Source organism: Streptomyces sp. NPDC030809, from assembly GCF_055572195.1.
The window spans coordinates 80,107-105,824 of sequence record NZ_JBVIDV010000012.1; the positions used below are offsets into that span (position 1 = coordinate 80,107).

The following is a 25,718-nucleotide window of genomic DNA, read 5'->3' on the forward strand; positions in this document are numbered from 1 at the left end:
AACGCTTGGGCCCCGGGTTGGGCCCAGGGACCCTGGGTATGGCTGGGCACACGGACCTACCGTGCGACGGTCGGCAGCGACACCGGACCTGAAGGGGTAACCCATGCTCAAGGCGACTGTGCGCGTGAACGGCTGGGCGAACACAGCAGTGTCAACCCTCCGCCGCCGCTACGCGGCCACGGACCGCGGGCAGACGGCATTCGAATACCTGGGGATCATCCTGGTGGTGGTGGCGATCATCGGCGCGATCGTCGCGACGGGGATCGGCTCGGCGATCTCGGCGCGGATCAGTTCGCTGGTCGGGGCCATCACCGCGGGATGACGGTTGCGCGGTTGCGCGGAGACCAAGGGCAGGCTTTCCCCATCTACGTCTGGATGGTGGTGAGCCTGCTCTTTGTTGCGCTGGCCTTCTTTGCCATCGGCCAAGCCGGGGCTGCGCGCAACAACGCCCAAGGCGCGGCGGACGCAGCAGCCATCGCCGGAGCGCAGCACGTGCGGGATACAGAACCGTGGGAAGACCTTGCCAACCTCACATGGGAGGACTGGCAGGACATTCTCCTCGGCAAGGGTCTGAAAGCGGATGGCGCTTGCGATGCCGCTGATGCCTTCGCTGCTGAAAACCGCGCTTCGGTCCTGGAATGCGACCCGTCGCCGCGCGAGGTCTGGGTGCGGGTGCAGAACGTCAATGGTCTCGGGCCTTCGGTCGTTGCCGGTGCGAGCTCCAGGCGAGCAACGGCAGAAGCATCCGCGGAGATCAAGCCGCGGTGTGAACTCGGACCGAAGCCGGACGTCCCACCGGATCCGGGCGACGAGGAACCGGGCGATGAGCCCCTTCCGCCCTTCGACATCAGGTGTGCGGGCAAGACCCTTCACTTCGACCCCCTCCATCCGGGTGCGTGGAAGGACATCGCGCGCACCCTGTTCACCGTGCAACTGGTCGACTAATCGCGGACAACGAGACAAGGAACGAGCACATGAGCATTCGGTCCACTGCGACAGCTTGGAACGGGGTGGCGGCAACTGCCTTGGCAGCCGTACTCACGCTCACCGTGAGCGGCTGCGGTGGTGATGGCGGCGAAACGAGCCCTGACGCGAAGGCTCCGGCTCCCTCCCTCCCGGCGAAGAGCGCTGCTCCCAATGAACCAGCGCCGCAAACGGACCCGAACGTCAAGCTTGCCGAGGTGAAGGGCACGGGGGGCGTCGTGCTCGTAATCAATGAAGCGAAGAGGGATGGTGGCGGGTTCGTCACGATCAGCGGGTCCATCAAGAACGAAGGGGACATGGCCGTGAGCCCCGCTCGTTGGGCGGGGATTGAGGTTGAGGTAGTCACCAAGAACCCCAACTCGGTCGCCGGGGCAACGTTGGTGGATCAAGCGGGCAAGAAGCGGTATTACATCCTGCGGGACACAGAGGGGCGATGCCTGTGCACGACAGGGTTGTTGGCAGTCCAGCCCGGCAAGTCGCAGGACGTGTTCATGCAGTTCCCCGCCCCGCCCGCCGGGGTCGAAGAGGTGGACTTCAACCTCCCCACCTTCGCCACCGCCACCATCAAGATCTCCGGGTGAGGTGACCGACCATGACCGAGACACCCCCACGCCTGGTCACCGTCACGGTCGCCGCCGTGCTCCTCATCACCGGTGCCAACATCCTCGGCGCCACCGCCGCCCGCGCGGACGAGAAGCCCAGCGTGCCCCCGGGCACCGAGCCCTCCGCCTCCGCCCCCGTCCCCATCGACTCGAACTCGCCCGGCCTCAAGCTCCCGCAGGGCGCGACCCTCGCCGCACCCAAGGTGCTCGACATCGCGCAGGTCGTCGAGGACCTCGGCGGTGAGGAGCGCCGGCAGGACACCAACGAGACCGTGATGCTCGCGCTCCAGGCCGAGGTGCTGTTCCCCAAGAACAGCGCCACTCTCAACGCGCAGGCCAATGCCCGTATCGGGGCCATCGCCGCCGAGATCAACAAGGCCAAGGCCACCAAGGTGCGCGTCTTCGGCTTCACCGACAACCTCGGCACGTACGAGCACGGCAAGGTGCTCTCCAAGCAGCGCGCCGACGCCGTGCAGCGGGAACTCGCCAAGACCCTCAGCCCCGGCATCACCTTCGACATCCGCGGCTACAGCGAGGACTATCCGATCGCGGACAACGCCACCGAGGAAGGCCGCATGAAGAACCGCCGCGTCGAGATCTCCTTCCCCCGCGGCGCCCAGTAGGACTACCGGACCCAGGACCCCGGGACCCCGGGACCCCAGGACCACAGGACCCCAGGACGGCACGCGGCCGCCCCCGCCTCAGTCGCAGGGTTCCACCGCCGGTTCCGTGCTGTGGGGAAGGAGGGCGAGGGCCGTTTCGCGGGCGTGGTCGGCCGGGGCGCGGCCCGGGGTGAGGGCCGCGACCACCGTGGCGCCCTCGACCAGGATGAGGAGCCGGTCGGCGAGGGTCTCGCCCCCGCCGGCGGCGGCCGCTACCTCGCCGAGCAGCGCGCGCAGCTGCGCCTTGTGCCGGCGTACGACGGCCAGCACCGGTGCCGGGGCGGCCTCGCCCAGCTCCCCGTACGCGTTCAGGAAGGCGCAGCCGCGGAAGTCCGGCTCGGTGAACCAGTCCGCGAGCCAGTCGAAGAGCGCGGTCAGCCGGCCGACGCCCTCCGCCGCCTCGACGCGTTCGCGCAGGCTCGCCGTCCAGCGTTCGTCGCGCCGCTCCAGGTACGCCGCCACCAGGGCCTCCTTCGCTGGGAAGGCGCGGTAGAGCCGCTTCAGCGGGACCTGTGACTCGGCGCGGATGCGGTCCATGCCGACGGCCTGGATCCCGTGCGCGTAGAACAGCGCCTCGGCCGCGTCGAGCAGCCGCGCCCTGGTCTCTTCCTCGTCCGTGACAGCCATGACCCCATTATGACTTGTGCCGAGAACGGTCGTTCTCGTAACCTGGGCGGACAGTCGAGAACGACCGTTCTCCGCACCTGCACCTGCACCCGCACCCGCACGCTCGCCCTCACTCTCACTCAGGGAGCAGCCATGACCGGCACCATCCCCGCCACCTCCCCCCGTCCGCCCCTGCCGCCCTTCACCGAGGAGACCGCCCGGGCCAAGGTGCAGGCCGCCGAGGACGCCTGGAACAGCCGGGACCCCGAGCGGGTGGCCCTCGCGTACACCGAGGACTCGGTCTGGCGGAACCGGGACCGGTTCCTGACCGGCCGCGAGGAGATCCGGGCCTTCCTCGCCGAGAAGTGGGACCGCGAGCTGGACTACCGGCTCCGCAAGGAGCTGTGGTCGTACACCGGCAACCGGATCTCCGTCCGTTTCGAGTACGAGTGGCACGACGCGGCCGGCCAGTGGTGGCGCAGCCACGGCAACGAGCAGTGGGAGTTCGACCCGGACGGCCTGATGCGCCGCCGCGAGGCGAGCATCAACGACGTACCCATCAGCGCGTCGGACCGCCGACTGTAGGGCCGGACCCCCGCGCCCCCGTACGGTGTGGCCGGTGGCCGGTGGCCGGTGGCCGGTGGCCGGTGGCCGAGGAGCCGTGCCGCACCGCCGGCGGCCACCGTACGGCGCGCCGCGAGGCAAGGGGGCGGGCCCGGAACCACCGTCCGGCGCAAGGAGGAGAACGGCCCCATGACCACCGAGTTCGTGCTGGTGTCCGGCGGGCACACCGGCGGATGGATCTGGCGGGAGGTCGCCGACCGGCTGCGGGAGGCCGGGGCCGTGGCCCACCCCGCGACCCTCACCGGAATGGGCGACCGCCGCCACCTGTCCGGCCCGGACACCGACCTTGACACCCACGTCGAGGACCTCGTCCAGCTCGTCGACCACCTGGACGCCGAGCAGGTGGTCCTCGTCGGCCACTGCTACGGCATCTTCCCCGTGACCGGCGCCGCCGACCGCCGCCCCGACCGGGTCGCCCGCGTGATCGCCGTGGACGCCGGCCGCCCCGGGGACGGGGACTCCGTCGCCGGCCTGCTGCCCGGCCACCCCGCCGAGGTCCGCACGCGCGAGCGGGTCGCGCAGGCCGAGGAAGGCTGGCGGATCCCGCCCCCGCCGCCGGAGGACCGGGTGATCTGGGGCAGCACCGCCGGGATCTCCGGCCCGGCCCTGGCCCGCATGATGCGGCTGGCCGCCCCGCAGCCCGCCGGTACGCTCGTCAGCCCGCTCCGGCTGACCGGAGCGGCGGCCGATCTGCCGTCAAGTGCGGTGTTCTGTACGGCGAACGGGCTGAGCATCGCCCTCGTCGAAGAACTCCTGGCGGCGGGCGAGCCGACCGCCCTCGCGCTCACCGACCCGGCAACCCGCTACTTCGACCTGCCCACCGGCCACTGGCCGATGCTGTCCGCCCCCGCAGAGCTGGCGTCCGTACTCGTCCGCGCGACGGCGGGCGAGGGACGGCTCCTGGGAGGCCGGGAAGAGCCCTGACGGTTCCGCGGCACGCAGGCACGCAGGCACGCAGGCACGCCGTCCCCGGCCCGCCTCCCGCGGTCCGCAGGACGAGCCGGCTAGGAAGAGCCGGCACGGAAGATCCGGCAAAGAAGATCTGGCAGGGGTGACAGGAGTCGAACCTGCGACATGCGGTTTTGGAGACCGCCGCTCTGGCCATCTGAGCTACACCCCTTGGTGATCACACCTTCGCACACGCCGGGGCCCCGGCACCAGCCGGTTTCCGCGGCGGCGCGCGCCCGTACCCCTGACGGGGGCTACCGGGTGCCGGTCGGGGCCCCGCCCAGGCTGCCGTACCGTTCCATCCGCTGCCAGCGCAGCCGCGAGCCCGCCAGCGCCGTGTACACCGACTGGATCACGACGAGGTACATGAGCTGCCGGTACACGAACTGCTGGAGCGGCAGGCTCCACAGCGGTCCCGGGCGTTCCCCGTCGAGCCGGAACGCGTACAGGCCCATCAGCAGCTGGAGGAGCAGGAAGGCCGTCCACAGGCCCAGGATGCGCAGCGGATCGAGGAAGACCAGGCCGTACAGGGCGAACACGTCCACCACCGGGGCCAGCAGCGGCAGCAGCACCTGGAACAGGAGCAGGTACAGCAGCCCGCGGCGGCCCAGCTTGCCCGCCTGCCCGCCCTGGACCACCGCGCCGCGGTGCTTCCACATCGCCTGCAGGGTGCCGTAGCACCACCGGTAGCGCTGCTTCCACAGGGCGCCGAGGGAGGCCGGGGCCTCCGTCCACGCCTTCGCGCGCTCCTCGTAGACCACCCGCCAGCCGTCCCGGCACAGGGCCATCGTCAGGTCCGTGTCCTCGGCGAGGGTGGTGTCGCTGACCCCGCCCACCCGCAGCAGTGCCGAGCGCCGGAACGCGCCCACCGCGCCCGGCACCGTCGGCATGCACTCGGCCAGGTCGAACAGGCGCCGGTCGAGGTTGAAGCCGACCACGTACTCGATGTGCTGCCAGCGGCCCAGCAGCCCGCCCCGGTTGACCACCTTCGCGTTGCCGGAGACCGCGCCGACCGCCGGGTCCGCGAACGGCTGGACGATCATCCGCACCGCGTCCGGCTCGAAGACCGTGTCCCCGTCCACCATCACCAGCAGCTCGTGGGAGGCCGCCGCGATACCGGTGTTCAGGGCGGCCGGCTTGCCCGCGTTGGCCTGCCGGATCACCCGTACGCCGGGCAGCCCGAGGGCCTCCGCGAGGTCGGCGGTGCCGTCGGTGGAGCCGTCGTCCACGACGATCACCTCCACCGGATGGTCCGAGGCCACGAGCGAGCGGACCGCCGCCTCGATGCCCGCGCTCTCGTTGTACGCGGGCACGATCACGCTCACCGGCGCGGTCACCGGCTCGCCCCACGGCCCGCGCCGCCGCAGCCGCACGTGCCGGCGGGCCGCCGCGAACACCGCCACCGCGCGCAGCAGGGCGATCCCGCCCGCCGCCCACAGCAGCCAGCCGAGCACCTCCAGGGCCACGTCCGTGCTGCGCAGCGCGGCCACCATGGCCCGGCCCTGCCACTCGTGCGCGCCCACCGCGGGCCGCTCGGCGGAGCTCAGGTCCACGGCCTCGCCGACCGTGGCGAACCGGAAGCCCTCGGACTTCAGCCGGGGCACGAGCAGGCCGAGGGCCTCGACGGTCTGGGCACGGTCCCCGCCCGCGTCGTGCATGAGGACGATCTGCCCGGCGGAACCCTTCGGCGTGGCGTTGGCCGCGATCCGCGCGGCGCCCGGCCGCCGCCAGTCCTGGCTGTCCAGGGTGGTGAGGACCGTCAGGTAGCCCTCCCGGCCGGCCTGCTCGACGGCCCGCCAGTCGGCGTCGGTGAGCGCGCCGTTGGAGGAGGAGTACGGGGGCCGCATCAGCGGGGTCGTGACCCCGGTGGCCCCGACGATGGCCAGCTGGGTCTGGCGCAGCTCCAGGGACCGCCGCCAGGCGGGTGCGGCGCCGAGGTTGGCGTGCGTGAAGGAGTGCACGCCGATCTGGTGGCCCTCGGCGACGATACGGCGGGCCAGCGCGGGGTGTTCCGCCACGCGCGAGCCGACCGCGAAGAAGGTGGCCTTCACGCCCTCGCGGCGCAGCACGTCGAGGATCTTCGGGGTCCAGACCGGGTCGGGCCCGTCGTCGAAGGTGAGCGCGACCGTCCTGGCCGCGGGCTGCGCGGTCCGCCCGGCGCCGCCGTCGATCACGGGCCCGCCGTCGAGCACCCGCGCGGGCACGTCCCCACTGCTCCCTTCGGCGTGCACGGCCCCGTCCGCGGTCGAGTCGAACATGTGCCGGGAGTAGCCCTGGAGGAGCAGGGCGGCGGAGAGCGTGAGTACGAGGGTGGCCAGCAGCAGCCAGTGGGTGCGGGGGGTGACGGTACGCAAAGTGGCTTCCTGCCTGGTGTACGGGTGGTGCGGCATGACTGGTCCCGGGGTACGGGTCGCGGGTCCCGGGGCGCGGCCCGGCCCACGCGCCCCAGCCCCGGGGCGGTGGGACGTGCCCGCTGCCGGGACCGGATGTGGCCCGTGCCGTTTCTCCGGCTGCGGCCCGCCGTCGGCTTCCGGTGGCTCCGCCCCGAACCCCCGCGCCTCAATCGCCGGCGGGGCTTGATGTGGCCCGCAGGATCCACCCCCCGAGCCAGTTCATGGGACGGGGCCCACGAGGCAAGCCGCGCGCATCCAAGCCGAGAGCGCGAATCCCAGCCCGTCCGGCGTTTGAGGACCGGGGTCCGGGGCGGAGCCCCGGGGGCTTGGCGGTGGCTGGGCTCGGGTTGCCGGACGGGCCCGGCGAATCCAAGCCCCGCCGGCGTTTGAGGCGCGGAGGTTTTGGGGGTGGGTCCCCCGAAGACTTCGGGGGTGGCTGGGCTCGGGTTGCCGGATGGGTCCGGCGATTCCGAGCCCCGCCGGCGTTTGAGGCGCGGGGGTCGGGGGCGGAGCCCCGGGGGGCTAAGGGTGTGGTGTCGGCTTGCGGGCCTGCCCCGGCGGGGTCGCCGTACCCCGCCCCGGCTTGGTGGGACCGGCACTGGCGCTGGGGGAGGGCCGCACGCTGGGAGACGCACTCGCCGAGGGCCCCGCCGAAGCAGAAGCAGAAGCCGAGGCGGAGGCAGAAGCCGAGGCAGAGGCCGACGCGGTCGCGGAGGCGGTCACCACCCCCGCCGGACCGGGAACCCCGGGACCGCCACCCCGCTCCGCCCCCACCGGCTCCGCCACCGGCCGCACCCGCCCGGCCGGGGCACCGCCGCTCGGAGACGCCGTCGCGGCCGGCGTGTCCGGCCCGCCCGCGGGCACGGCGGCCTGCCCGTTCGCCTCCTTGGGCGCCGGCAGGAACGGCGCGTCGAAGCTGGGCCCGCCCAGCAGCGTGCTGACGAGTACGACGACGTACGCCGCGGCAGGCAGCACGAGCAGCCGCCCGATCCGCCGCGCAGCCCGCTGCCGCCGCCCGGACGCGTCCACGAACACCGGGCTCGCATCCGCCCCGCCCGCCGCAACCCGCCCCGACTCGCCGAAGGCCGTCAGCGCGTAGTCCGGGGCCGCCCCGCCCGAAGGCGGCGCGTACACCGGGGAGTCCACGGCCTGCGGCGGTACGGGGGAGGCGGCGGGGGGCGTGTCCGGTCCGGCGGGGACCCCCGGTATCGGCTGGGTGTCCGTGTCCGTGTCCGTGGCCGTCTCCGGGCGCGTGTGCGTGTGCGTGTCCGGATCCGGGTCGGCTAGGCGTGGCTGCATGGGTGGAGGCCTCTGCGTTCGTGGGCCGCGGCCGCGAGGCGGCCGGACCGGGGACCGGACCTCCCCTCAGGGATGGTCCGGACGTGTCGGGGATGCGGTACGGGGATCCGGCCGGGGGTGAGCGGTGCACCCGCGGCCGGTCCTCATCGGGCCGGGACCGGTAGGGGAACCGGTGCGCGGCCCTGGGCGGGAGGGCCGCCGGCCCGGCCGGGCGGTCCGGCCGGGGGCTCGGCCCCCGGCGCGACCGCCCGCGGGACGGGAGGGGTGGGTTTCGGACGTGCGGACCGGGCGTGTCCGGGCTGCGGATGCGCCGGCTTCAGGTGCCCGGGCTTGGGCGCCGACTGCCCGGGACGGGCGGGCTTCGCCTGTCCGGGCTTCGGCTCCGACCGCCCGGGACGGGCGGGCTTCGGTTGCACCGGCGTGCGGTGCTCCGGCGTGCGGTGCTCCGGCTTGCGGCGCTCCGGCTTGGGGTGCTCCGGCCGGGGATGCGACGGCTTCGGCTTCGGATGGACCGGCTTCGTGCGCTCCGGCCGCTCGCCCTTGCCGCGGTTCCCCGGGGTCGGGTGACCGTCCGGCTTGCCGGGCAGGTGCCCCCGCCGGTGGTCGGGCCGGTGGTCGGGCCCTCCCGGGGAGGCACCCGGGTGGGGCCTTCCGGTCCCGCCCGGGGACGGGCTCGCGCCCGGCCCGGTGCCCTTGCCGAGCACCGGCGCGCAGTACGCCGGCACCCGCTCGGCGCCACCCGCCGCGGCGACCAGCGCGGAGAAACGTTCCCGCGTCGGCGCTGCGGCGGCTTCGGCCCGCGTGAGCCGTCCGTACCCGCGGCACAGCTCGTCCAGTTCGGCGGAGCGTTCCGCCCCGGCCGGCGGCAGCAGCCCCTGCGGGGCGTGCGTGGCCGGGCCGGAGGTGGGCGAGGGGCGTCCGGAACCGCCGGGGCCGGTCGCCGGACCGAGCACCCCGGGCAGGCTGCCGGTGCCGGCCGCAAGGGCGAAGCCGCCGAGCGCGGTGCCGGCGGCGATCGCCACCGCCGCCTTCGCGCTCAGGAGCTGCGCCAGCGCTGCCACCAGCATCGGCCGCCTCCGGGTTTTCGTCGCTGCTGTTACGGGTAGGGGGATTCCGGACTTTTCCTGCCCGGAGCCCGAGACGGACGCCCGGAACGCGGCCAGGGCCGCCGCTTTGCCGACCGGCTCCCCGTCGGCCGCGGGTGCGGCTGCGGCGGCGAGCAGTCCGGCGAGGGCTTCGTGGCCGGCCGCCGCGCCGACCCCGCGCCCGTCGAGCAGCTGCTCGGCCGTGTCGTGGTCGATCCGACGGGATCGGTTGGTGCTCATCTCAAGCCCTTCAGCGTCGCCGCGTTCTTGCGTGTCACTGCTTTGGCGGATTTTTTTTCTGACGAATTCGCAGACCGGGTGACGGGCCCGGCCCCTGAGCCGCCGTCCGGACCGGCGGCCGCGCCGTCCTGCGCCCGGGGCTCTGTCCCGGAGCCGCGCCCGGAGCCGCGCCCGGAGCCGCGCCCGGAGCCGGGTCCGGATCCCCTCCCGGACGCGTCACCGGATCCCGTCCCGGCGCCGTGCCCGGCCCCGCCTCCGGAGCCCGTACCGCCCCCCGCGCCCGGCAGCGGATGCTTCTCGACCAGGCGGGCCAGTTTGCGCAGGCCCCGGTGGGCGGCCATCCGTACGGCTCCCGCGCGCTTGCCGAGCACCTGGGCCGCCGACTGGGCGTCCAGGTCCATGACCACCCGCAGCAGGACGGCCTCCGCCTGGTCCTGCGGGAGTTTCGCGATCAGTGCGAGTGCGGCGGCCGTGCCCGCCCGGGCCAGGGCCGAGCCCTCGGTGTCGTCGGGCGAGGCCCGGTCGAGCAGTTCCTCCACCGGCACGCTGCCGGTCGGCCGGCGCCGTTTGGACCGCAGCAGGTCCATGGCCCGGTTGCGCGCGATGGTCGCGGCCCACCCCCGGAAACCGTCGAAATCCCCCCGGAAACCGGCCAGATCGCGCGCGATCTGGAGCCACGCCTCGGAGGCCACGTCCTCCGCATCGGCCCCCACCAGGACCGTCAGGTAGCGCAGCAAACCCGGCTGCACCGCCCGGAATATCTCCTCGAACGCCCCCTCATCGCCCTGCTGGGCGGCTGTCAACTGCCCGGACATGTCCTGCGGAGTGCGCTGCTGCGGCACTCCCGGACCGTCCGGCTCCCCCATGTCGGCCTCGCCGAACTCCTCCGCGTACTGCACCGGGACATGATGCGTCATTGCGACCCACACCCCGCCAGAGCGCCGGAGAGAAAGGGAGTCCGGCGTTCCAGCCCCCCGCCCCCGCCCCTCGGCCGCTGCCGCCTCCCGCTGGCGGCCGCCCGGCGGCTCGGCAGCCGCCCGCCGCCCGCGCCTCGCCCGCCGCCCGCGCCTCGCCCGCCGCCCGCGCCTCGCCCGCCGCCCGCGCCCGCCACGCGCCTCTCGCCCGCTGCCTGCTTCTCGCTGACCGCCGCCCGCCGCTCGGCCGCCGCCCCGCCGCCCCGTCTCCCGTCAGCCCGGCGGTCGGGGGTCGGCGGTCGGCCGGGGCCGTCGGCAGGGCGCTGTCGGCCGACCCCGCCCGGGCCGCCGCTTGGCCCCTGCCCCGGCGGCCCCCGCCCGGCCGCTCGGCGGCCTGCCCGGCGGTCGGTGCTCACGTCGCCGGACCCGCCGCCGAAGTCCGCTCGCCCGCCTGCGGGCCGCCGCCCGGGTCGCCGGGCCGGCCGCCGAGCGTGTGGTCTGCCCACCGACCCGCGGGCCGCCGCTTGGCCCCTGCCCCGGCGGCCCCCGCCCGGCCGCTCGGCGGCCTGCCCGGCGGTCGGCGCTCACGTCGCCGGACCCGCCGCCGAAGTCCGCTCGCCCGCCTGCGGGCCGCCGCCCGGCCGCTTGGCGGCCCGCTCGGCGTCGGCGCCCGCGTCGCCGGGCCAGCCGCCGAACGTGGGGATCCGCGCGTGGGGATCCGCCCGCCCGTCCGCCCGCGGTCGGACCCCCAGCCCCCACGCCCTCTGCCGGCCCGTCCCCGCCCGCCCTCTTGTCCGCGTGGGTGGGCCGCGGACATACTCCTGCGGCAGCGCGCTCGCCGGGATTGCTTTGTCAGGGGCATGCCAGGCAAGAAGAAGTCGGACCAGGCCCTCCCGGCCGCGCCTCACAGGTCCCGGCCACCCACCGGGTCCCGACGCTCCGAGGAGGAGATTCGTGAGGATCACGCGCACCGCCGCCACCCGCACCGGCACCCCCACCCCCGCCCGCACCCCGGCGCCCACCCCCTCCCGCACCGGCACCCGCACCGGCACCCGCACCGGCACCCGCAGGGCCCGCGCCGCCGTGGTGGCCGCCGCCGCGGCCGGCCTCGCCGCGGTCACCGCCCTCGCCCTGCCCGCCGCCCAGGCGGCCCCGGCCCCGGCCCCCCGTGCGTACGGCGCGGCCGAGCTGGCCAAGGTGGACCGCGCCGTCCTCTCCGCCGATGTCGGCGGCACCGCCTGGCGGGTGGACCGCGCCACCGGCACGGTCCACGTGACGGCCGACAGCACCGTCACCGAGGCCGGGATCGCCAAGATCCGCAAGGCCGCCGGCGCCTCCGCCGGCGCCCTCCGCATCGAGCGCACCCCCGGTACCTTCACCCAGCTCCTCGGTCCCGGCGACGCGATCTACGGCGGCGGCTACCGCTGCTCGGTCGCCTTCAACGTGGCCAGCGGAAACACGTACTCCTTCCTGACCGCCGGGCACTGCGGGAACGTCGTCAAGACCTGGTACACCAACTCCGCGCAGAGCACCCTCATCGGCCCCACCACGGGTTCCAGTTTCCCCGGCAACGACTACGCCCTCGTCCGCTACGACAACCCCGCCCTCAGCCACCCCGGCGGCTTCACCGCGGCCGACGCGTACGTGGGCGAACCGGTCAAGCGCAGCGGTTCCACCACCGGCACCAAGAGCGGCACCGTCACCGGTCTCGACGTCACCGTCCACTACAGCGGCGGCGGCACGGTCCGCGGCATGATCCAGACCAACGTCTGCGCCGAGCCCGGCGATTCGGGCGGCGCCCTCTACGACGGCACGAAGGCGCTCGGCATCACCTCGGGCGGCAGCGGCAACTGCACCTCCGGCGGTACGACGTTCTACCAGCCGGTCCCCGAGGCCCTGGCCAAGTACCGCGTCTCCCTCCTCTGACCCCTCCGGCCCACTCGCCCGGGCGGCCCCGCCGCCGCACAGCGGCGGGGCCGCCCGGGCGACCTTCCGAAGTCGTCGCGAGCGGCCTGCTCCGGCCCGTCGGCGCACGCGAACCGCTGGTTCCCCTCGCGCCGCCTCTGCCACGATGCCTGACGAGATGAACGTGCGAAAACCGTCCATTCATCTCATCTGACACCAAAGTGGCCGTGAAGCAACAAGCGAACCGGAGGCTGGGGCCTTGAAGAACCTGCGGAACCACATCTCGCGCCTGATGGCGGTCGGCTTACTGCTGCTGGGCGTGACGACCGTCGCCACCGCGCAGGCCCAGGCGGCCGAGTTGCAGGCCACCGACATGTACGTCTGCTCCGACTCGCCCATCCCGGCCGGATGGGTGATCACGAGCTCCGCCCGCACCAGCAGCTGCGTGACGGGCGTCAGGAACCTCATCGCGGACGCGAGCGGGTACACCACCCTGTTCGTGTGCTCGGACTCGCCGATCCCGTCCGGTTGGGTCGTGTCGAGCTCGGCGCAGAACAGCAGCTGTGTGACGGGCGTCCGCAACTTCATCACGAAGGTGACCGGCGAGACGACTCTGTACGTGTGCTCCAACTCCCCGATCCCGTCCGGGTGGGTCATTTCGAGTTCCGCGCAGAACAGCAGCTGCGTCACCGGCGTCCGCAACTTCATCACGAAGGTGACGGGTGAGACGTCCATGTTCGTGTGCTCCAACTCCCCGATCCCGTCCGGGTGGGTCATTTCGAGCTCTGCCCAGAACAGCAGCTGCGTCACCGGCGTCCGGTACTTCATCACCAAGCTCTGACGCCCCCGGCCGGGTCCCGCCGCCTCCGGACGGGACCCGCACCGGTCACGGAAGCGCCACACCGCACATCTGCGCCCCGGTCCGGATCCGGATCACCGGCGTCTCCACGGACTACGCGACCGGCGGCGGTTCCGCGGAAAGCACCTCCGGAGACATCACGGTGCCGGCTGTGGTCCTGCTCCTCGCCGGCGCAGGCGCCGTCGGGCTCCGGGCCCGGCGCCGTCGACGAAACGCGGACCGCTGACAGGACAGGGGGAGCACCCCGCCGCTCAGGCCCGGCTCGCCGCGCGCCGCCCCGTCACCACCAGGCTGCCGTCCGCGGCGAAGCGGGCGAGGACGCCGGTGCGGAACCAGCCGTCCGGGGTGAAGGCGCGGGTGTTGCGCTCCGGGGCCCGGTAGTAGCCGCGTACGGTGTGCGGGCCGCGCGCGAGCAGCTCGCCGGACTCCCCGCCCGGCACGTCCTTCCCGTCGGCGCCGACGATGCGCAGCCGGGCATCCGGCGAGAGCGGAAGCCCGTGCGCGGGCGGCGCGCCCGCGTCCTCGGCACCGGCGTCCCTCCGGTTGTCGGCGCCGGTGCCCGTGCCGGTGCTCGTGCCGGTGCCGGTGCCGGTGCCGGTCCCGGTGCCCGTGCCCGTGCCTGTGCCCGTGAGGGTGAGCACCCCCTCCGGCAGGCTGAAGACCCGCTGCACCGGGCAGCCCAGCCCGCGGCCGATCCGTCCGGCGGCCTCCGCGTCCGCCTCCGCCCCCTCGTCCGCGACCTGCACGAGCCGCAGGCTCCCCCACTCGGCCCGCCCGGAGGCCCGTACGGACTCCAGTACGCCCAGCCAGGCTTCGCCCGCCCCGGCCGTCAGCGAGGTCACGGTGACCCGCTCCCGCCCGATCGCGGCGAGGCATTCCGCGGCCTCGGCAGCCTCCGCAGGACCCGCGGCATCCGCAGCCGTCGCACCCTTCGCAGGATCCCCCGGACCGGGATCCCCGGCCAGCACCACCGTCGCGCCCACCGACAGCGTCCCGAGCACCCCCGGTCCGCCGAGCCCGAGGTCGGAGTCGGCCGCCGCCGCGGCCAGGTACACGTCCTCGCCGGTCAGCGGCACCGCACCGGCGGCCGCCTGCGCCTGGTGGGCGTAGTCGTTGTGGGTGCGCGGCACGAGCCGCAGTTCCTCCCCGGCCCGCGGCACCCCGGCGAGCAGGAAGAAGGCCACCTGCCCCGCGCTCTGCGCCAGCGCCGGCTGCGGCGCCGCGTCCACCGACTCCAGCGCCGAGTACTGGCACCCCAGCGGATCCGTCGTCAGACCGCCGTACGGGGAGGCCGCCTCGGCGCTGAACACCCGCCGCAGAAACGGCTCGCGGGCCGCGATCGCCGCCGCCATCGCCGTGTGGTCACGGCCCCGGCGCGCCCCGGGACCGACGTACCCGCGGGCCTGGGTGACGTGCACGACCTCGGCCACTTCGGCCTCCGGCAGCCCGACCGGGCACAGTACGGGCACCACCCCCGCGCGCATCAGCGCGAACAGGCTCAGGACGAACTCCGGTACGTTCGGCAGCTGTACGACCACCCGCTGCCCGGGCCGCAGCCCGCGCAGCCGGAACCCCGCGGCCATCCGGTCCACCCGCCGGTTCAGGGCCGCGTACGTCAGCCTCGTCCCGCCGTGCACGAGCGCGGTCCGCGGCCCGTACTGGAGGGCCCAGCCGCGCAGCAGGTTGTCGAGCGTGTTGCCGCGCCAGTGCCCGGCCGCCCAGTAGCGGTCGACGAACTCCTCGGGCCAGGGCGTACAGCCGTCGAGCATGGGTGCCATCTGCTTCCCCCGTTGCCGGTCTCCCCATCACGTGATCTTGACGATCCGGCTCCCGCCTCCGGCTGCGCAATGCGCGGTCCCGCCCATGGACCCCCCGGCCTCTCGGCGGAACGTCCAAAGACGCCGGGGACGTACGCAAATTCGTTTGTCGCCGGCCACCCCCGCCGGATAGGAAGTCCGCATGCTTAAAGGCAGCAAGATCGGGCTCCGCGCCCGCTACGACGAGGACATCCCGGTCCTGCGCACCGAGCTCTACGACGACGTCGTCAACTCCGCGCGCGCCGAGGGCGGCCCGTGGCGCCCGATGCCGCCCAGCGCGGACTCGCGCCTCGTGGTGGACGGCACGGAGCAGGACCGCGTCCCGTTCTCCGTCGTGGAGCTGGAAGGCGGCACGCTGATCGGCAGCGCGAACCTGTGGGGCATCGACACCCACAACCGCACCGCCCACATCGGCCTCGGCCTCCTGCCCGCCGCCCGCGGCAAGGGCTACGGAACCGACGTGGTCGCCACCCTCTGCCACTACGGCTTCGTGGTCCGCAGCCTGCACCGCCTCCAGATCGAAACCCTCGCGGACAACACCGCCATGCTCCGCGCCGCAGAACAGAACGGCTTCACCCGCGAGGGCACCCTCCGGGCCTCGGCCTGGGTCCTGGGCGAATACCTGGACGAGGTCATCCTCGGCCTCCTGGCCGAGGACTGGAAGCGCACGGCTACTCGCTGAGCAGGTGGTCCGCCTTGCCCGCCTTGATGTCCCGGATCAACTGGCGCAGGGCTTCGGTGGAATCCGTCAGAGGACGGTCCTCCTGTCCGGCGACGGCGATGTAGCTGTTGCCGGCGTTGTCCACCCCGATGCGGTAGCAGTTGTTGCCCTCGCCGCAGAACGCGTCTTCCCACTGGATGTCTGCCATGGCTGGTTCCTCAGAGTTGTCGGGCGATGGTCAGGATGCAGTCTCGGGATGCCGCCTCGGAGAGGCTGTGCTCGACCATCCATTTCAAGTGTGCCTGGTACTTGATGAGCTGGGCCTCGGCGTGGCTGAACTCCGGCCCGTGGGCTGAGTCGAGCTGCACCGTGTCGAGTTGGGGAGTGGTCCCCTCGGCGTAGAGCATGGCGTGCCCCGCTCCCGGGAAGGCTCCCGCGGCGATGCTCAGTACGCGGACGGTGATGTTCTCGTGCTCGGACATCTCGCACACGTGCTCAAGCTGCTCCCGAGCAACCCGACGCCCTCCGAACTGCATCATCAGTGCTGCTTCGTGGATGTAGCACGTGAATTCCCGGGCTTCGCCGCCCTCCAGCACCTGCCGCCGCTGCATGCGGTGAGCCACCCGCAGCTCCACCTCTGAAGCGGGCAGTGCCGGCAGTACCGAACCGAAAACAGCGCGGGCGTAGCCGCTGAGCTGCAACAGGCCCGGCATATGTGTGCTCTGCACGGTGTGCAGGCGGGTGGAATGCCACTCCAGCTCCGCAATGTCACTGAGTCCCTGCGGCAGCGCGGATCTGTATTGCTCCCACCATCCCCGCTGGCTCGGGTGGGCCAGCGCGATCAGGCTCTCCAGGTAACGGGTGTCCACCTGGCAGTGGGCAGCCAGAGCACGCATCCGCTCCTCGCTCACGGCTCGGAAGCCCTGCTCGATTGCGGACAGCTGTGAGCGGCTGACGTTCAGCAGTGCAGCCGTCGATTCCGCTGACACGTCGGCGGCCATGCGCATCTTGCGCAACTCCGCGCCCACGCGCCGCTGTCGCTGCGTGGGAGAGGTCCTTGCTGTCATGCGTGAAGTCTCCCGGATCGGCGGGCACCTTGGCGATTGAGGGTGAACTTTCCTGTTTCAGGGGCGCAATTGCGCCCCTGTTGCCCTACGGTTGGTAACGCACCGCTCACGCAAGGGAGTTGAAGTGCATCGCCGCAGCATGCCTCGGCCTCCGGCGACGAGCCACGCTCCCTGACCTCCGCGTAAGCCACTCGTGCGCGTCGAACTCACTGCGCTGTCACCGACCATGACCACGTACGAGGAGTCCGCGATGCTCAGCCTCTCCGCCCTGCCCTGCCCTCCCTTCACCCTCCCGGGTTCCGTTTCCGACGGGCCGCCCGTGCCCGAGAACCTGTTCCTCAGCCTGACCCTGCCCGGGTCCCCGCATGCCGCGCGGATCGCCCGTACCGCCGTGGCCGCCGCCCTGCACGTCCACGGGCTCGGTGCCTGCGCCGCCGCGGCCGTGCAGGTGGTAGCCGAACTGGTGGCCGTGGCAACGAAGTTGAGCCCGGGGGAGGACGTCTACCTCTCGCTGCGCTACCGCTGGGACGACGTACGGCTGATCCTGTTCGACGGCCAGTCCGGGCAGCGGTCCGCACACCCCCGCCTCGCCGCCGCCCAGGACACCCGCCGCCGGTCCGCACTCCGCTTCATGGCGTGTGTCGTACGGGAGTGCCGCGGCACGTGGGGCTTCGAGGAATCCCGCGAGCCGGGCGGCGGCACCCGTACGTGGGTTTGCCTGCCCCGAACCGGTGCCGCCGCCTATTGAGCCGACGGCGACGGCGGACGGCCGACGGCGGACGGCGGTCAGCGGTCCAGGTGCACGCGGGAGATCTCCCACCAGATCGCCTCCGGGCAGCGCCCCTGCGGCCGGGTCGTGAGGAAGTTCGCGTACGGGACCCGGCGCGGCGGGGGCAGGAGCTCCAGCCAGTGGGGGGTGCCGGTGTGGTCCCAGCCGTCGTTCGGCATGCGGATGTGGTCCCGGCGGCTGTCCTTGTCCTGCGTGGTGATCTGGACGACCTCCGCGTGCCCCGCGTACGCCTCCACGATCACGCAGTAGTGCCGCAGGGTCCGGGCGGCGTCCTCGCGCAGCGGAACCATCGCGAGCCAGATCTCGCCCGGCCGGGGCATCGTGCGGAAGCGGGGCCCCTGCGGTGTGCGGGGTGCGCGCGGTCCGCGGCCGACGGCGACCGGGCCGCCGGGTGGGGCAGGGGGCGCGTACCGGCGGCGGAGGCCCTGGAACACGAGCAGGGCCACGGCTCCGGCCGACAGGATCTCCAGCAGGCCGGTGGCGAAGGAGACGAGGAAGTCGGCGCTCTCCGCGTCCAACCCGGTCCGCAGCCTGTGCTCCAGGAGGCCGCCGAGCAGGGCCCCGAGCGCGGTGCCGGCCGCGCCGGCGGCCCCGAACAGGGCGGTGTGCACGGCCAGGAGCCGCGGCTTCAGCGGGCCGCGGCCGGCCGCCATCCAGGCCAGCAGCACCGCTGTGAGCAGGGAGAACACCCACACCCACGGATTGAGCAGCAGCAACGGGCGGGGGCCGTGCGCGGGCGGCTTCGTGAGCAGTGGCAGCACGGCCGGCAGCCCGAGCATGTACCCGGCGAAGGCGAACCCGAAGACACCAAGACACCCGACTCCGCCGCCGGCCGCGGGACTGCCGGGGCCGCGGACGCCGCCCCCGCTGCCGCCAGGGCTGCGTCCCGCCGTCCCCGGCCCGTAGCCCTCGGGGCCGGGACGGCCGCGCCCGCCGGACCTGCTGCCGTTGGCGCCCCTGCCCGCGCGGCCGGCGCTGCCGCCAGCGCCGGGCCTGCCGCCGGTGGCGCCCTTGCCCGCGCCCCCGCCCCGCTTCTGCGGCCGAACCGGTCCCCCCGCCATGCGTCCCCACCCCCAGGCTCGTGCAGCGGGCCGCGCCCGCCCTTTCCGGTGCCGGTTGCCGGTGCCGGTTCCTGTGCCGACGCCTGTGCCGACGCCTGTGCCACGCCGACGGCCATGACGACTCCGACTCCGACTTCGGTACCGATCCGACTCCTGTACCGATCCGACTCCGGTACCGATCCGACTCCGGTACCGATTCCGCAGACCCTAGCGACGGGACCCGCAGGCCACGCCGGTTTCGGGAAGGACGGAACCCAAGCTCAGATCCACCTCAGAAGATCACCGCCGCTCTCCCGAAGGGCGGGTTCCGCTCCTACCTTTCGCTGCATGACCACGCACCGCGCCCGTCGCGCCGCCGCCACCCTGGGCGCACTGGCCCTCCTCACCGCCCTCCCCGCGTGCTCGTCCGCGCACTCCGACGCGAGCGCCTCGTCCCCGAAGGCCCAGGGCCACCAGCCGTCCGCCGCACCGAAGGCCGCGCAGCCCGCGAAGCCCGCCACGCCCGCGAAGGTTCCCGCCGCCTCGGCCGCGGCGCAGCGGGCCGCAATCGAGCGCCTCGTCGGCTACGGCGCCGACGGCGGTCTGATCGGCCCGGGTGGCGAGTCCGACCGCTCGACCGTGAACGGGATCGGCGACCTGGAGACCGGCGACAGCATGGTGGTCGAGTCCTGGCGCCCGGGCGCGTACCAGCTCTCCGTGGCGTGCCAGGGCGGCGGGCGGGTCCGCGTCGAGGTCAAGGCCCACGCCGACACCGGCTGGACCGAGCCCTGCGACGGCCGCCTCCACCCCCGCATCGTCGAGAACGTCCCGGATGTCCTCAACATGTCCCTGACCGGCGAGGCCGGCGCCTCCGGCCCGGTCGGCTACCGCCTGGACCGCGCCTGACCGGCCCGCCGGACCTATCCTGGAGGAGATGGGGGCAGGCTCCCGGCAGGTGTCAGATGAGCAGCAGCATCCACTTCGGTGACGAGATCACCCACTACGGTGACCACAGCGTCGGCGAGATCACACACCCGGGCCCGCTCGACCCCGAGCTCGCGCTCCGCGAGCTCGCCGCCGCGGCCGAACTCATGCGCCCGTCCCTCCCGGCGCCCGACAGGGCCGCCCTGGACGCCTGCCTGACCGCCCTCCGCCCCGGCAGCACCCTGGAATCCCCGACCACCCAGGACGCCCTCACCCGCCTCGCCGGCCTCTCCACCAAGGCCGCCCTCCCAGGCACCCACGTCCAACAACTCCTCCGCCCCCTCCGCACCCCCATCCCAGCCTGACCGCCACCCCGAATCCGGCCAGACCCACTCCCGGCCCCGTTTCGCCTCGCCTACTCGCTGATGCGGGGTTCTGCTCCGCGGTCGTCCAAGGCGGCACCGCCACCCGGACGATCAACGAGGCGTCGGGACGCACCGTCGAGACCGGCCGGACGACAAGAGGCAACGGCGCCGAGTTTTCGGGTGATATCAGAGGTCCCCATGCCGGAGGGCATTCGGCAGACTCTGGCCAAGAAGGGCTACGAATGGGATGTCATACCGAAGGGGTGACGTGGGTGAACGTCACTCGAGGGGGGAACGGTCGGCGTGAGCAGGGAAGTCGACATTACGTTTGAACTGGCGGAAGCAAGCACCCTTGCTGAAGTGATGCGCGAGCTTACTTCTGCTGGATGGGTGGCAGCCGAGGACTCGTCGATTCAGTACCTCGTCGACCCTGACCTGTGCGACTGGGATTCGGCTCCCGTGGAGGAACTGCCGCGCGTGGTCGCGGAAATGTCGGCGCGCCGATCTGCGGGACAGCATTCGGCGATCGTTCTGCTGTGGCAGGACACAGAGGTGGGTGGGAGCTTCTTGTTCTTGGCTGATGGGCGGGTGACGTTCAGTCCGACGCGAGGCTTCGCCGGCCTCGATGGCATCCCCTGGCTGCTCGATCCGACGTGGTATCTCAATCGAATAGTGCAGCCGCTCTCGCGGGTCGGCTTGCTGGGGTATGAGGTCCGGGACATGCCGTAACGCCTGCCGAGGACGCTGCCTCTGGTCGAGGCAGCGTCCTGGCGGCGGTCGCTTTGGAGCGTCGGCGCCACGTGTCAGGCGCCGCCGTAGGCGCCTGCCTCGGCGCGCACCGAGGCGGGCGCACCGAGCGCGCTCACCCCCGCATGTGGTTCGTGTCAAGTCCGAATTGGGTGAAACCGTCCCTCCGTGCATACCGTCCTCTCATCTGGGAGATGGTCAGGAAGCTACGGGGACGGGGTGTTCGATGGGACTCAAGGGCGGGTTCAAGGGCAAGTACACGGCGCACATAGCCGTGGCGGCCTCGGCGGTGGGGCTGAGTCTCGCGGTGTGGGGGGCCGCCGTGCTGACCGACACCGAGGCCGCCGCGCGGGATGCGGCGGCGCACGGGACGAAGGGGCCCGCCGCGCGGGTCGAGGAGCCGGCGCAGGTGCCGGTCAAGGTCCCGCTGGGGATCGCGCACGACGCGGAGGCCGGCGGGCGGGCCGTGAACATCACCATCGACGACGGGCCCGACCCGCGGTGGACCCCGCAGATGCTCGACATCCTCAAGGAGAACGAGGTCAAGGCCGTCTTCTGCATGATCGGGCCGCAGGCGAAGCAGTTCCCCGACCTGGTCAAGAAGGTCGTCGCGGACGGGCACCGGCTCTGCGACCACACCATCTCCCACGACACCTCCATGGACAAGAAGTCCGTCGAGTACCAGAAGCAGCAGATCCTCGAAGCGAAGAAGATGATCGAGGACGCGGCCGGGGGCGCGAAGGTGGAGTACTACCGGGCGCCGGGCGGGGCCTTCACCCCGGACAGCCGGAAGATCGCCGCCGGGGTGGGCATGCGGCCGCTCGGGTGGAACGTGGACACCAAGGACTTCGAGCGGCCGGGCACCGGCGCGATCGTGCAGACCGTCAAGAACGAGGTCTCCAACGGCCCGACCATCCTGTTCCACGACGGTGGCGGCGACCGCACCCAGAGCGTCGCGGCGCTGCGCCAGGTGCTGCCGTGGCTCAAGGGCCAGGGGCACACCTTCAGCTTCCCGGTGCGGACCGTCCCCGACAAGGCCCCGGCCGCCCGCTAGCCGCCACCGCGGTACCGCAGTACGCCTCGGCACCCCGCCCCGGGGACACGCGGCGAACGGGTGAGGGTCGCCCACCGGAGGCGGCCCCGGGTGTTCCCTGGTCCACGAACACCCGTTCCGCAGCCTGTTCCGCAGCCCGTACGCACCTGTGTGCGCGTCCCCAGGGAGCCCCCGTGACCATCGCCCCCAGCCACCTCTCCGACGAGACCGTCGCCGCCTTCGTCAAGGCCGTGAACAGCCACGACGAGGAGGCCTTCTACGGGCTGCTGACGGACGACGCCACCATGTCCGACGACGGCTCGGACCGGGACGTGCGCCAGTGGGCGGACCGGGAGATCTTCTCCTCCAACGGCCACATGGACGTGCAGCAGGAGGCGGACGGCGGCCGGTCCCTCGTCGTCGGCTACCGCAACGACACCTGGGGCGAGATGCGCACCGCCTGGAAGTTCACGGTGACGGCCGACGGCAGCCGCATCAGCCGCTTCGAAACCGGCCAGGCGTAGCCGACCAAGAGGCCAAGAGGCCAAGAGGCCAAAAGGCCAAGAGGCCAACAGGCCAACAGGCGAAGGGGCCGGCCCGCACCGGACCGGCCCCCGCCCTCACACCCCTACGTCCCCACGGACCACGGCCTGCGGCCTACGCCACGGCCGCCAGCACCGCCGCCGTCAGCGCAGCGTTCTCGGGGCCCATGCCGCCCGGGAAGTAGAACCGGCGCCGGGTGTACGCGTACGCCAGGCCGGTCGCCGGGTCCGCCCAGGAGTTGCCGCCCGAGGCCCCCTGGTGGCCGAACGCCTGCGGACCCACCTGCGGCTGGTTCTCGAAGCCGATCCCGAAGTGGTCCTCCTCGCCCGTCACCAGGTCCGCCCCGGTCGTGTAGGAGCGGCCGAACAGCTCCGCCGTCTCCGGCTTCAGCAGCGGGGCCAGCCCGTCCACCCCGCTGATCGCCGCCGCGTACATCCGCGCCACCCCGCGGGCCGTCGCCACGCCGCCGGCCGAGGCCGGGCCGAGCTCCAGCACCCGCGGGTGGTTGCCGTACTCCACCAGGTCCATCGGCGGCTGCCGGTGCCAGTTGAAGGCCACCCCCATCAGCTCCGAGGGCGCGGGCTGCCCCGCCAGCGCCGCCAGCTGCTCCTCGGTCGGCAGCTGCGGCAGCACCGGCGCCCAGCGCTCCCGGTCCGCGTCCTTGAGCCCCAGGTGGAAGTCCAGGCCGTACGGGGCCCGGACGCGCTCCTCGAACAGCTCCTGCACCGACTTCCCGGTGGCCCGCCGGACCACCTCGCCGGTCAGCGCGCCGATCACGAACCCGTGGTAGCCGTACGCCGTCCCCGGCTCCCAGTACGGCTCGGCGTCCGCCAGCCGCGCGGCGATCAGCGCGTCGTCGGCCACCTCGTCCAGCGAGAAGCCCTCCGGCACGTTCAGCAGGCCCGCCTTGTGCGCGATCAGGTCGCGCAGCACCAGCCGCTCCTTGCCGTGCCCGGTGAACTCCGGCCAGTAGGCCGATACTTCGCGGTCCAGGTCGAGTACGCCGTCCTGGACGAGCAGGGCGGTCACGAGGTGCGCCGCCGCCTTCGTGATCGAGTACACCGGGCCCAGGGTGTCCGCCCCGGTGTTCGGCCCGGCCCACAGGTCAACGACCTGCCGCCCGTCCCGGTAGACCGCCAATTGCGCCTCGGGGTGGTGCGGTTCGGCCGCCACGACCGCCTCGAACTCCGCCCGTACGGACTCCCAGCCCGGCTCCGTCGTGCCCTGTACCGCGCCTGCGTGCTCCGTCATGTCCAACCCCCGTCGTACCGGATCACTTCTCAACGAACTGCCGTGCGAACGCGCACGAGATCGCCAACAGGCCCCGAGATCAAGCTATTCCGGGCTCGTACGGGTGAATGCGCAGGACGGCTCGTTCCGGCCCGCCGGACGGCCGCGTTGACCCGGGCATGAAGCGCTTCCACACTGCCGCGCTCGCCGCCGCGGCCGCCCTGTCCGTGCTCGGTGCCGCCGCTCTCGCCCAGGCCGACGGGCCGGGCCGCACGACCGGCTCCGGCACGGCGTTCCTCCAGGACCCGGCCGGCGGCGGGGACACCGGCATGAAGACCGCGTGGACCAAGAACGACAAGCACAAGCTCGGCGGGCAGTTCCGCTTCCACCCGGGGCTGGACTACAAGCTCAAGGACAAGCCGGGCGCCCCCGCCGAGTGGGGGGCCAAGGTCCCGGACCTGAACACGCTCGCCTACCTGCCGAAGTTCGAGTTCAAGTACGAGATCGCCACGCAGGTCATCCTCAAGAAGGGGCTGAGCGAGAAGAAGGGGAAGCACCCGGTGACGCTGCACGCGGTGCTGCGCAACGCCAAGGGGGTGCAGATCGCCGCCGTGCACGAGGCGCAGGCCGACCGCCCGGCCACGCTCACCAAGGCCTTCCCGACGGGGAAGAAGGTCGCCTGCGATTCGGGGGCGTACACCGTCACGTGGTCGATCGCGCGCACGGGCGCGGAGTCCGCGGAGGTCGGCGGGAAGCTGAAGTGGGATTCGAGCTGCAAGCAGTTCAGGGACGCGCTCAGCCACTGAGCCGATCCGGCCACTGAGCCGATCCGGTCCCTGAGTAGATCCGGCCCCTGAGCCGATCCGGTCCCTGAGCGGATCCGGCCGCCGGGTGGATGCCGCGGGCCGCCGCCCCGGGCACCTTGTGGGTGCGTTCCGGGCGGCCGGCCGGGCACCGGTTGCGGCGCGTACGGCCATGCTGCCGCATGACGGGTGGGATGCGGCACGGACGGAGGTCCCGCGCGGGCGGGCCTTCGGTCAGCTCTTCGCGGCCAGGCTGCGGGCCTGCTCCGCGATCTCCTCCAGGACCGTCTTCGGGTCCCCGCCGGGCTCCACGGCCCGGCCGATGTTGCGCTTGATGGTGTCGCTGACCTGGAGCCAGGACGGCTTGCTCACCGGATAGAGCTGGGCGGTGCGCAGTGCGGCGAGGAACTCCTCGTCGCTGTCCTCGAGGCCGCCGCCCGCCGGGGTGCGGGCCGCGGTGACGGTGGACGGCAGCAGGTGGTAGCGGCCGGCGAAGTCGCTCAGGTTCTTGTCCTGGTAGACGAACTCGAGGAACTTCCCGACGTTCTCCCGGTTGCCGTTCTCCTTGAACGCCATCATCCAGTCGGCTACCCCCATGGTGGGCGGCTCCGAGCCGTCCTCCATCCAGTCGGCCGTGGGCATGGCCACCGTGCCGACCCGGATGCCGCGCTCCTTGGCCTCGTGGGCCAGCGAGGGGTAGCCGTTGAGCATGCCGACCTCGCCGCGCAGGAAGGCGGCGAAGGCGTCCTGGCGGTTCAGCTTCGCGGGCGGGACCGGGCCGGTCAGGCCGTTGCCGACCAGCTTGTCCTTGATCCAGCGGAAGGTCTGGATGTTCTGCTCCGACGCGATGCTGTAGCCGCCGCTGCCGTCGGCGTACCCTCCGTGGTTGCTCAGCTCCCAGATCATGGCCTCCGCGTGCGCCTCCTCCGGGCCGAGCGGGAGCGCGTACGGGGTCTTCACACCGTCCGCCTTGAGGGCCTCGGCGGCCCGCTTGAGCTCGGACCAGGTCTTCGGGGCGGTGACCCCGGCCTTCTCGAACAGCGCTTCGTTGTAGAAGAGCAGCCGGGTGCTGGCGACGAAGGGCAGGCCGTACAGCTTGTTGCCCACCGAGCCGGCCTCCGCGAGCGGGGCCAGGAAGTTCGCCTCGGCGGCGACGGTGAGCAGCTCGGAGGCCTCGTACAGGCGGTCTTCGGCGGCGAAGTCGGAGTACGCGCCCATCAGGGCCATGTCGGGCGCCTCGCCCGCCTTGACCATGCGGGTGACCTCGCGGTCCACGTCGGCCCAGGGGTAGAGGGTGACCTCGACCTTCAGGCCCGGGTTGGCGGCGCTGAAGGCCGCGGTGACCTTGTCCCAGTAGGCCTTGGAACTGGTGGCGGGGGAGTCGCCGTACTCGGCGGCGACCAGGCGGAGGGTGGAGCCGTCGCCGGAGCCGAGGGAGGTGCCGCAGCCGGAGAGGGTGCCGAGAAGGGCGAGCGCGGCCACGGAGGCGACGGCGCCGGAGTGTCTTCGTCGCACGGATCTTTCCTCTTGATCTTGTTTCGGACAGTGCGTCCGGAATTCTCTCCTTCTTTCAGGCG

The 25,718-nt window shown here is 73.0% G+C and carries 27 protein-coding genes and 1 tRNA gene; 17 read left to right on the forward strand and 11 right to left on the reverse strand.

Features of this window, described 5'->3' with window-relative positions; all coding sequences use genetic code 11:
• Positions 1-103: 103 nt before the first annotated feature.
• The 4 genes from ACZ407_RS17705 to ACZ407_RS17720 are packed head-to-tail and all read left to right on the forward strand — an operon-like array spanning position 104 to position 2,209.
• The gene (locus tag ACZ407_RS17705) at positions 104-322 is read left to right on the forward strand and encodes a hypothetical protein (protein ID WP_468129060.1); all 219 of its coding nucleotides are present in this window, start codon (positions 104-106) and stop codon (positions 320-322) included.
• Positions 319-945: a pilus assembly protein TadG-related protein gene (locus ACZ407_RS17710; protein ID WP_468129062.1), complete on the forward strand. Its 627-nt coding sequence runs from the start codon at positions 319-321 to the stop codon at positions 943-945. The genes ACZ407_RS17705 and ACZ407_RS17710 overlap by 4 nt, the downstream gene beginning before the upstream one ends.
• A 29-nt stretch (positions 946-974) precedes the next feature.
• Positions 975-1,565: a hypothetical protein gene (locus tag ACZ407_RS17715; protein ID WP_468129064.1), complete on the forward strand. Its 591-nt coding sequence runs from the start codon at positions 975-977 to the stop codon at positions 1,563-1,565.
• An 11-nt stretch (positions 1,566-1,576) separates the two neighbouring features.
• Complete coding sequence (locus tag ACZ407_RS17720; RefSeq protein ID WP_468129066.1) at positions 1,577-2,209, forward strand: OmpA family protein; 633 nt, start codon at positions 1,577-1,579, stop codon at positions 2,207-2,209.
• Positions 2,210-2,287: 78 nt separating this feature from the next.
• Here the strand turns inward: ACZ407_RS17720 and ACZ407_RS17725 are convergent, their stop codons facing one another.
• Positions 2,288-2,875, reverse strand: coding sequence for a TetR/AcrR family transcriptional regulator (locus tag ACZ407_RS17725; protein ID WP_468129068.1), 588 nt, complete (start codon positions 2,873-2,875; stop codon positions 2,288-2,290).
• A gap of 132 nt (positions 2,876-3,007) precedes the next feature.
• On the opposite strand from ACZ407_RS17725, the gene ACZ407_RS17730 reads away from it, so the two are divergent.
• The gene (locus ACZ407_RS17730; RefSeq protein WP_468129070.1) at positions 3,008-3,439 is read left to right on the forward strand and encodes a nuclear transport factor 2 family protein; all 432 of its coding nucleotides are present in this window, start codon (positions 3,008-3,010) and stop codon (positions 3,437-3,439) included.
• Positions 3,440-3,607: 168 nt separating this feature from the next.
• Entirely contained in the window at positions 3,608-4,402 is a 795-nt protein-coding gene (locus tag ACZ407_RS17735) for an alpha/beta fold hydrolase (RefSeq protein ID WP_468129072.1), read from the forward strand.
• Positions 4,403-4,521: 119 nt separating this feature from the next.
• On the opposite strand, the gene ACZ407_RS17740 is transcribed toward ACZ407_RS17735, so the two are convergent.
• Positions 4,522-4,598, reverse strand: a tRNA-Trp gene (locus tag ACZ407_RS17740).
• Positions 4,599-4,680: 82 nt separating this feature from the next.
• A complete protein-coding gene (locus ACZ407_RS17745; RefSeq protein WP_468129074.1) occupies positions 4,681-6,816 on the reverse strand; it encodes a bifunctional polysaccharide deacetylase/glycosyltransferase family 2 protein in 2,136 nt (711 codons plus the stop codon).
• A 586-nt stretch (positions 6,817-7,402) separates the two neighbouring features.
• Here ACZ407_RS17745 and ACZ407_RS17750 point away from each other — a divergent pair.
• Positions 7,403-7,918, forward strand: coding sequence for a hypothetical protein (locus tag ACZ407_RS17750; RefSeq protein WP_468129076.1), 516 nt, complete (start codon positions 7,403-7,405; stop codon positions 7,916-7,918).
• Between the two features lie 343 nt (positions 7,919-8,261).
• On the opposite strand, the gene ACZ407_RS17755 is transcribed toward ACZ407_RS17750, so the two are convergent.
• Positions 8,262-9,443: a hypothetical protein gene (locus ACZ407_RS17755; protein ID WP_468129078.1), complete on the reverse strand. Its 1,182-nt coding sequence runs from the start codon at positions 9,441-9,443 to the stop codon at positions 8,262-8,264.
• The gene (locus tag ACZ407_RS17760; RefSeq protein WP_468129080.1) at positions 9,440-10,360 is read right to left on the reverse strand and encodes an RNA polymerase sigma factor; all 921 of its coding nucleotides are present in this window, start codon (positions 10,358-10,360) and stop codon (positions 9,440-9,442) included. Before ACZ407_RS17760 ends, ACZ407_RS17755 begins: the two co-directional genes overlap by 4 nt.
• Positions 10,361-11,440: 1,080 nt before the next feature.
• Here ACZ407_RS17760 and ACZ407_RS17765 point away from each other — a divergent pair.
• A complete protein-coding gene (locus ACZ407_RS17765) occupies positions 11,441-12,283 on the forward strand; it encodes a S1 family peptidase (RefSeq protein WP_468129339.1) in 843 nt (280 codons plus the stop codon).
• Between the two features lie 238 nt (positions 12,284-12,521).
• The gene (locus tag ACZ407_RS17770) at positions 12,522-13,103 is read left to right on the forward strand and encodes a hypothetical protein (RefSeq protein WP_468129082.1); all 582 of its coding nucleotides are present in this window, start codon (positions 12,522-12,524) and stop codon (positions 13,101-13,103) included.
• Positions 13,104-13,372: 269 nt separating this feature from the next.
• Here the strand turns inward: ACZ407_RS17770 and ACZ407_RS17775 are convergent, their stop codons facing one another.
• A complete protein-coding gene (locus ACZ407_RS17775) occupies positions 13,373-14,899 on the reverse strand; it encodes an AMP-binding protein (RefSeq protein WP_468129084.1) in 1,527 nt (508 codons plus the stop codon).
• A gap of 181 nt (positions 14,900-15,080) precedes the next feature.
• Here ACZ407_RS17775 and ACZ407_RS17780 point away from each other — a divergent pair, with 181 nt between their 5' ends.
• Positions 15,081-15,620 carry a GNAT family N-acetyltransferase gene (locus ACZ407_RS17780; protein WP_468129086.1) on the forward strand — a complete coding sequence of 180 codons (540 nt, stop codon included), beginning with the start codon at positions 15,081-15,083 and terminating at the stop codon, positions 15,618-15,620.
• Here the strand turns inward: ACZ407_RS17780 and ACZ407_RS17785 are convergent.
• Complete coding sequence (locus ACZ407_RS17785; protein WP_468129088.1) at positions 15,610-15,807, reverse strand: hypothetical protein; 198 nt, start codon at positions 15,805-15,807, stop codon at positions 15,610-15,612. The genes ACZ407_RS17780 and ACZ407_RS17785 overlap by 11 nt on opposite strands.
• Positions 15,808-15,817: 10 nt before the next feature.
• On the reverse strand, positions 15,818-16,666 hold the full coding sequence (locus ACZ407_RS17790; protein WP_468129090.1) for a helix-turn-helix domain-containing protein: 849 nt from the start codon (positions 16,664-16,666) through the stop codon (positions 15,818-15,820).
• Between the two features lie 226 nt (positions 16,667-16,892).
• Here ACZ407_RS17790 and ACZ407_RS17795 point away from each other — a divergent pair, with 226 nt between their 5' ends.
• On the forward strand, positions 16,893-17,414 hold the full coding sequence (locus tag ACZ407_RS17795) for an ATP-binding protein (protein WP_468129092.1): 522 nt from the start codon (positions 16,893-16,895) through the stop codon (positions 17,412-17,414).
• Between the two features lie 38 nt (positions 17,415-17,452).
• On the opposite strand, the gene ACZ407_RS17800 is transcribed toward ACZ407_RS17795, so the two are convergent.
• A complete protein-coding gene (locus ACZ407_RS17800; protein WP_468129094.1) occupies positions 17,453-18,235 on the reverse strand; it encodes a hypothetical protein in 783 nt (260 codons plus the stop codon).
• Between the two features lie 609 nt (positions 18,236-18,844).
• Between ACZ407_RS17800 and ACZ407_RS17805 the strand changes: the two genes are divergently transcribed.
• The 5 genes from ACZ407_RS17805 (at position 18,845) to ACZ407_RS17825 (ending at position 22,089) form a co-directional block, all read left to right on the forward strand.
• A complete protein-coding gene (locus ACZ407_RS17805) occupies positions 18,845-19,402 on the forward strand; it encodes a hypothetical protein (protein ID WP_468129095.1) in 558 nt (185 codons plus the stop codon).
• A 56-nt stretch (positions 19,403-19,458) separates the two neighbouring features.
• Complete coding sequence (locus ACZ407_RS17810; protein ID WP_468129097.1) at positions 19,459-19,785, forward strand: hypothetical protein; 327 nt, start codon at positions 19,459-19,461, stop codon at positions 19,783-19,785.
• Between the two features lie 303 nt (positions 19,786-20,088).
• Positions 20,089-20,514 carry a hypothetical protein gene (locus tag ACZ407_RS17815; RefSeq protein WP_468129099.1) on the forward strand — a complete coding sequence of 142 codons (426 nt, stop codon included), beginning with the start codon at positions 20,089-20,091 and terminating at the stop codon, positions 20,512-20,514.
• A 244-nt stretch (positions 20,515-20,758) separates the two neighbouring features.
• Positions 20,759-21,586, forward strand: a complete 828-nt coding sequence (locus ACZ407_RS17820; RefSeq protein WP_468129101.1) for a polysaccharide deacetylase family protein — start codon at positions 20,759-20,761, stop codon at positions 21,584-21,586.
• A gap of 173 nt (positions 21,587-21,759) precedes the next feature.
• On the forward strand, positions 21,760-22,089 hold the full coding sequence (locus tag ACZ407_RS17825) for a nuclear transport factor 2 family protein (RefSeq protein ID WP_468129103.1): 330 nt from the start codon (positions 21,760-21,762) through the stop codon (positions 22,087-22,089).
• Positions 22,090-22,222: 133 nt separating this feature from the next.
• On the opposite strand, the gene ACZ407_RS17830 is transcribed toward ACZ407_RS17825, so the two are convergent.
• Positions 22,223-23,359, reverse strand: coding sequence for a serine hydrolase domain-containing protein (locus ACZ407_RS17830; RefSeq protein ID WP_468129105.1), 1,137 nt, complete (start codon positions 23,357-23,359; stop codon positions 22,223-22,225).
• 158 nt (positions 23,360-23,517) lie between these two features.
• On the opposite strand from ACZ407_RS17830, the gene ACZ407_RS17835 reads away from it, so the two are divergent.
• Positions 23,518-24,144, forward strand: a complete 627-nt coding sequence (locus ACZ407_RS17835; RefSeq protein ID WP_468129107.1) for a hypothetical protein — start codon at positions 23,518-23,520, stop codon at positions 24,142-24,144.
• Between the two features lie 231 nt (positions 24,145-24,375).
• Here the strand turns inward: ACZ407_RS17835 and ACZ407_RS17840 are convergent, their stop codons facing one another.
• Entirely contained in the window at positions 24,376-25,656 is a 1,281-nt protein-coding gene (locus tag ACZ407_RS17840) for an extracellular solute-binding protein (protein WP_468129109.1), read from the reverse strand.
• Positions 25,657-25,718: the final 62 nt, after the last annotated feature.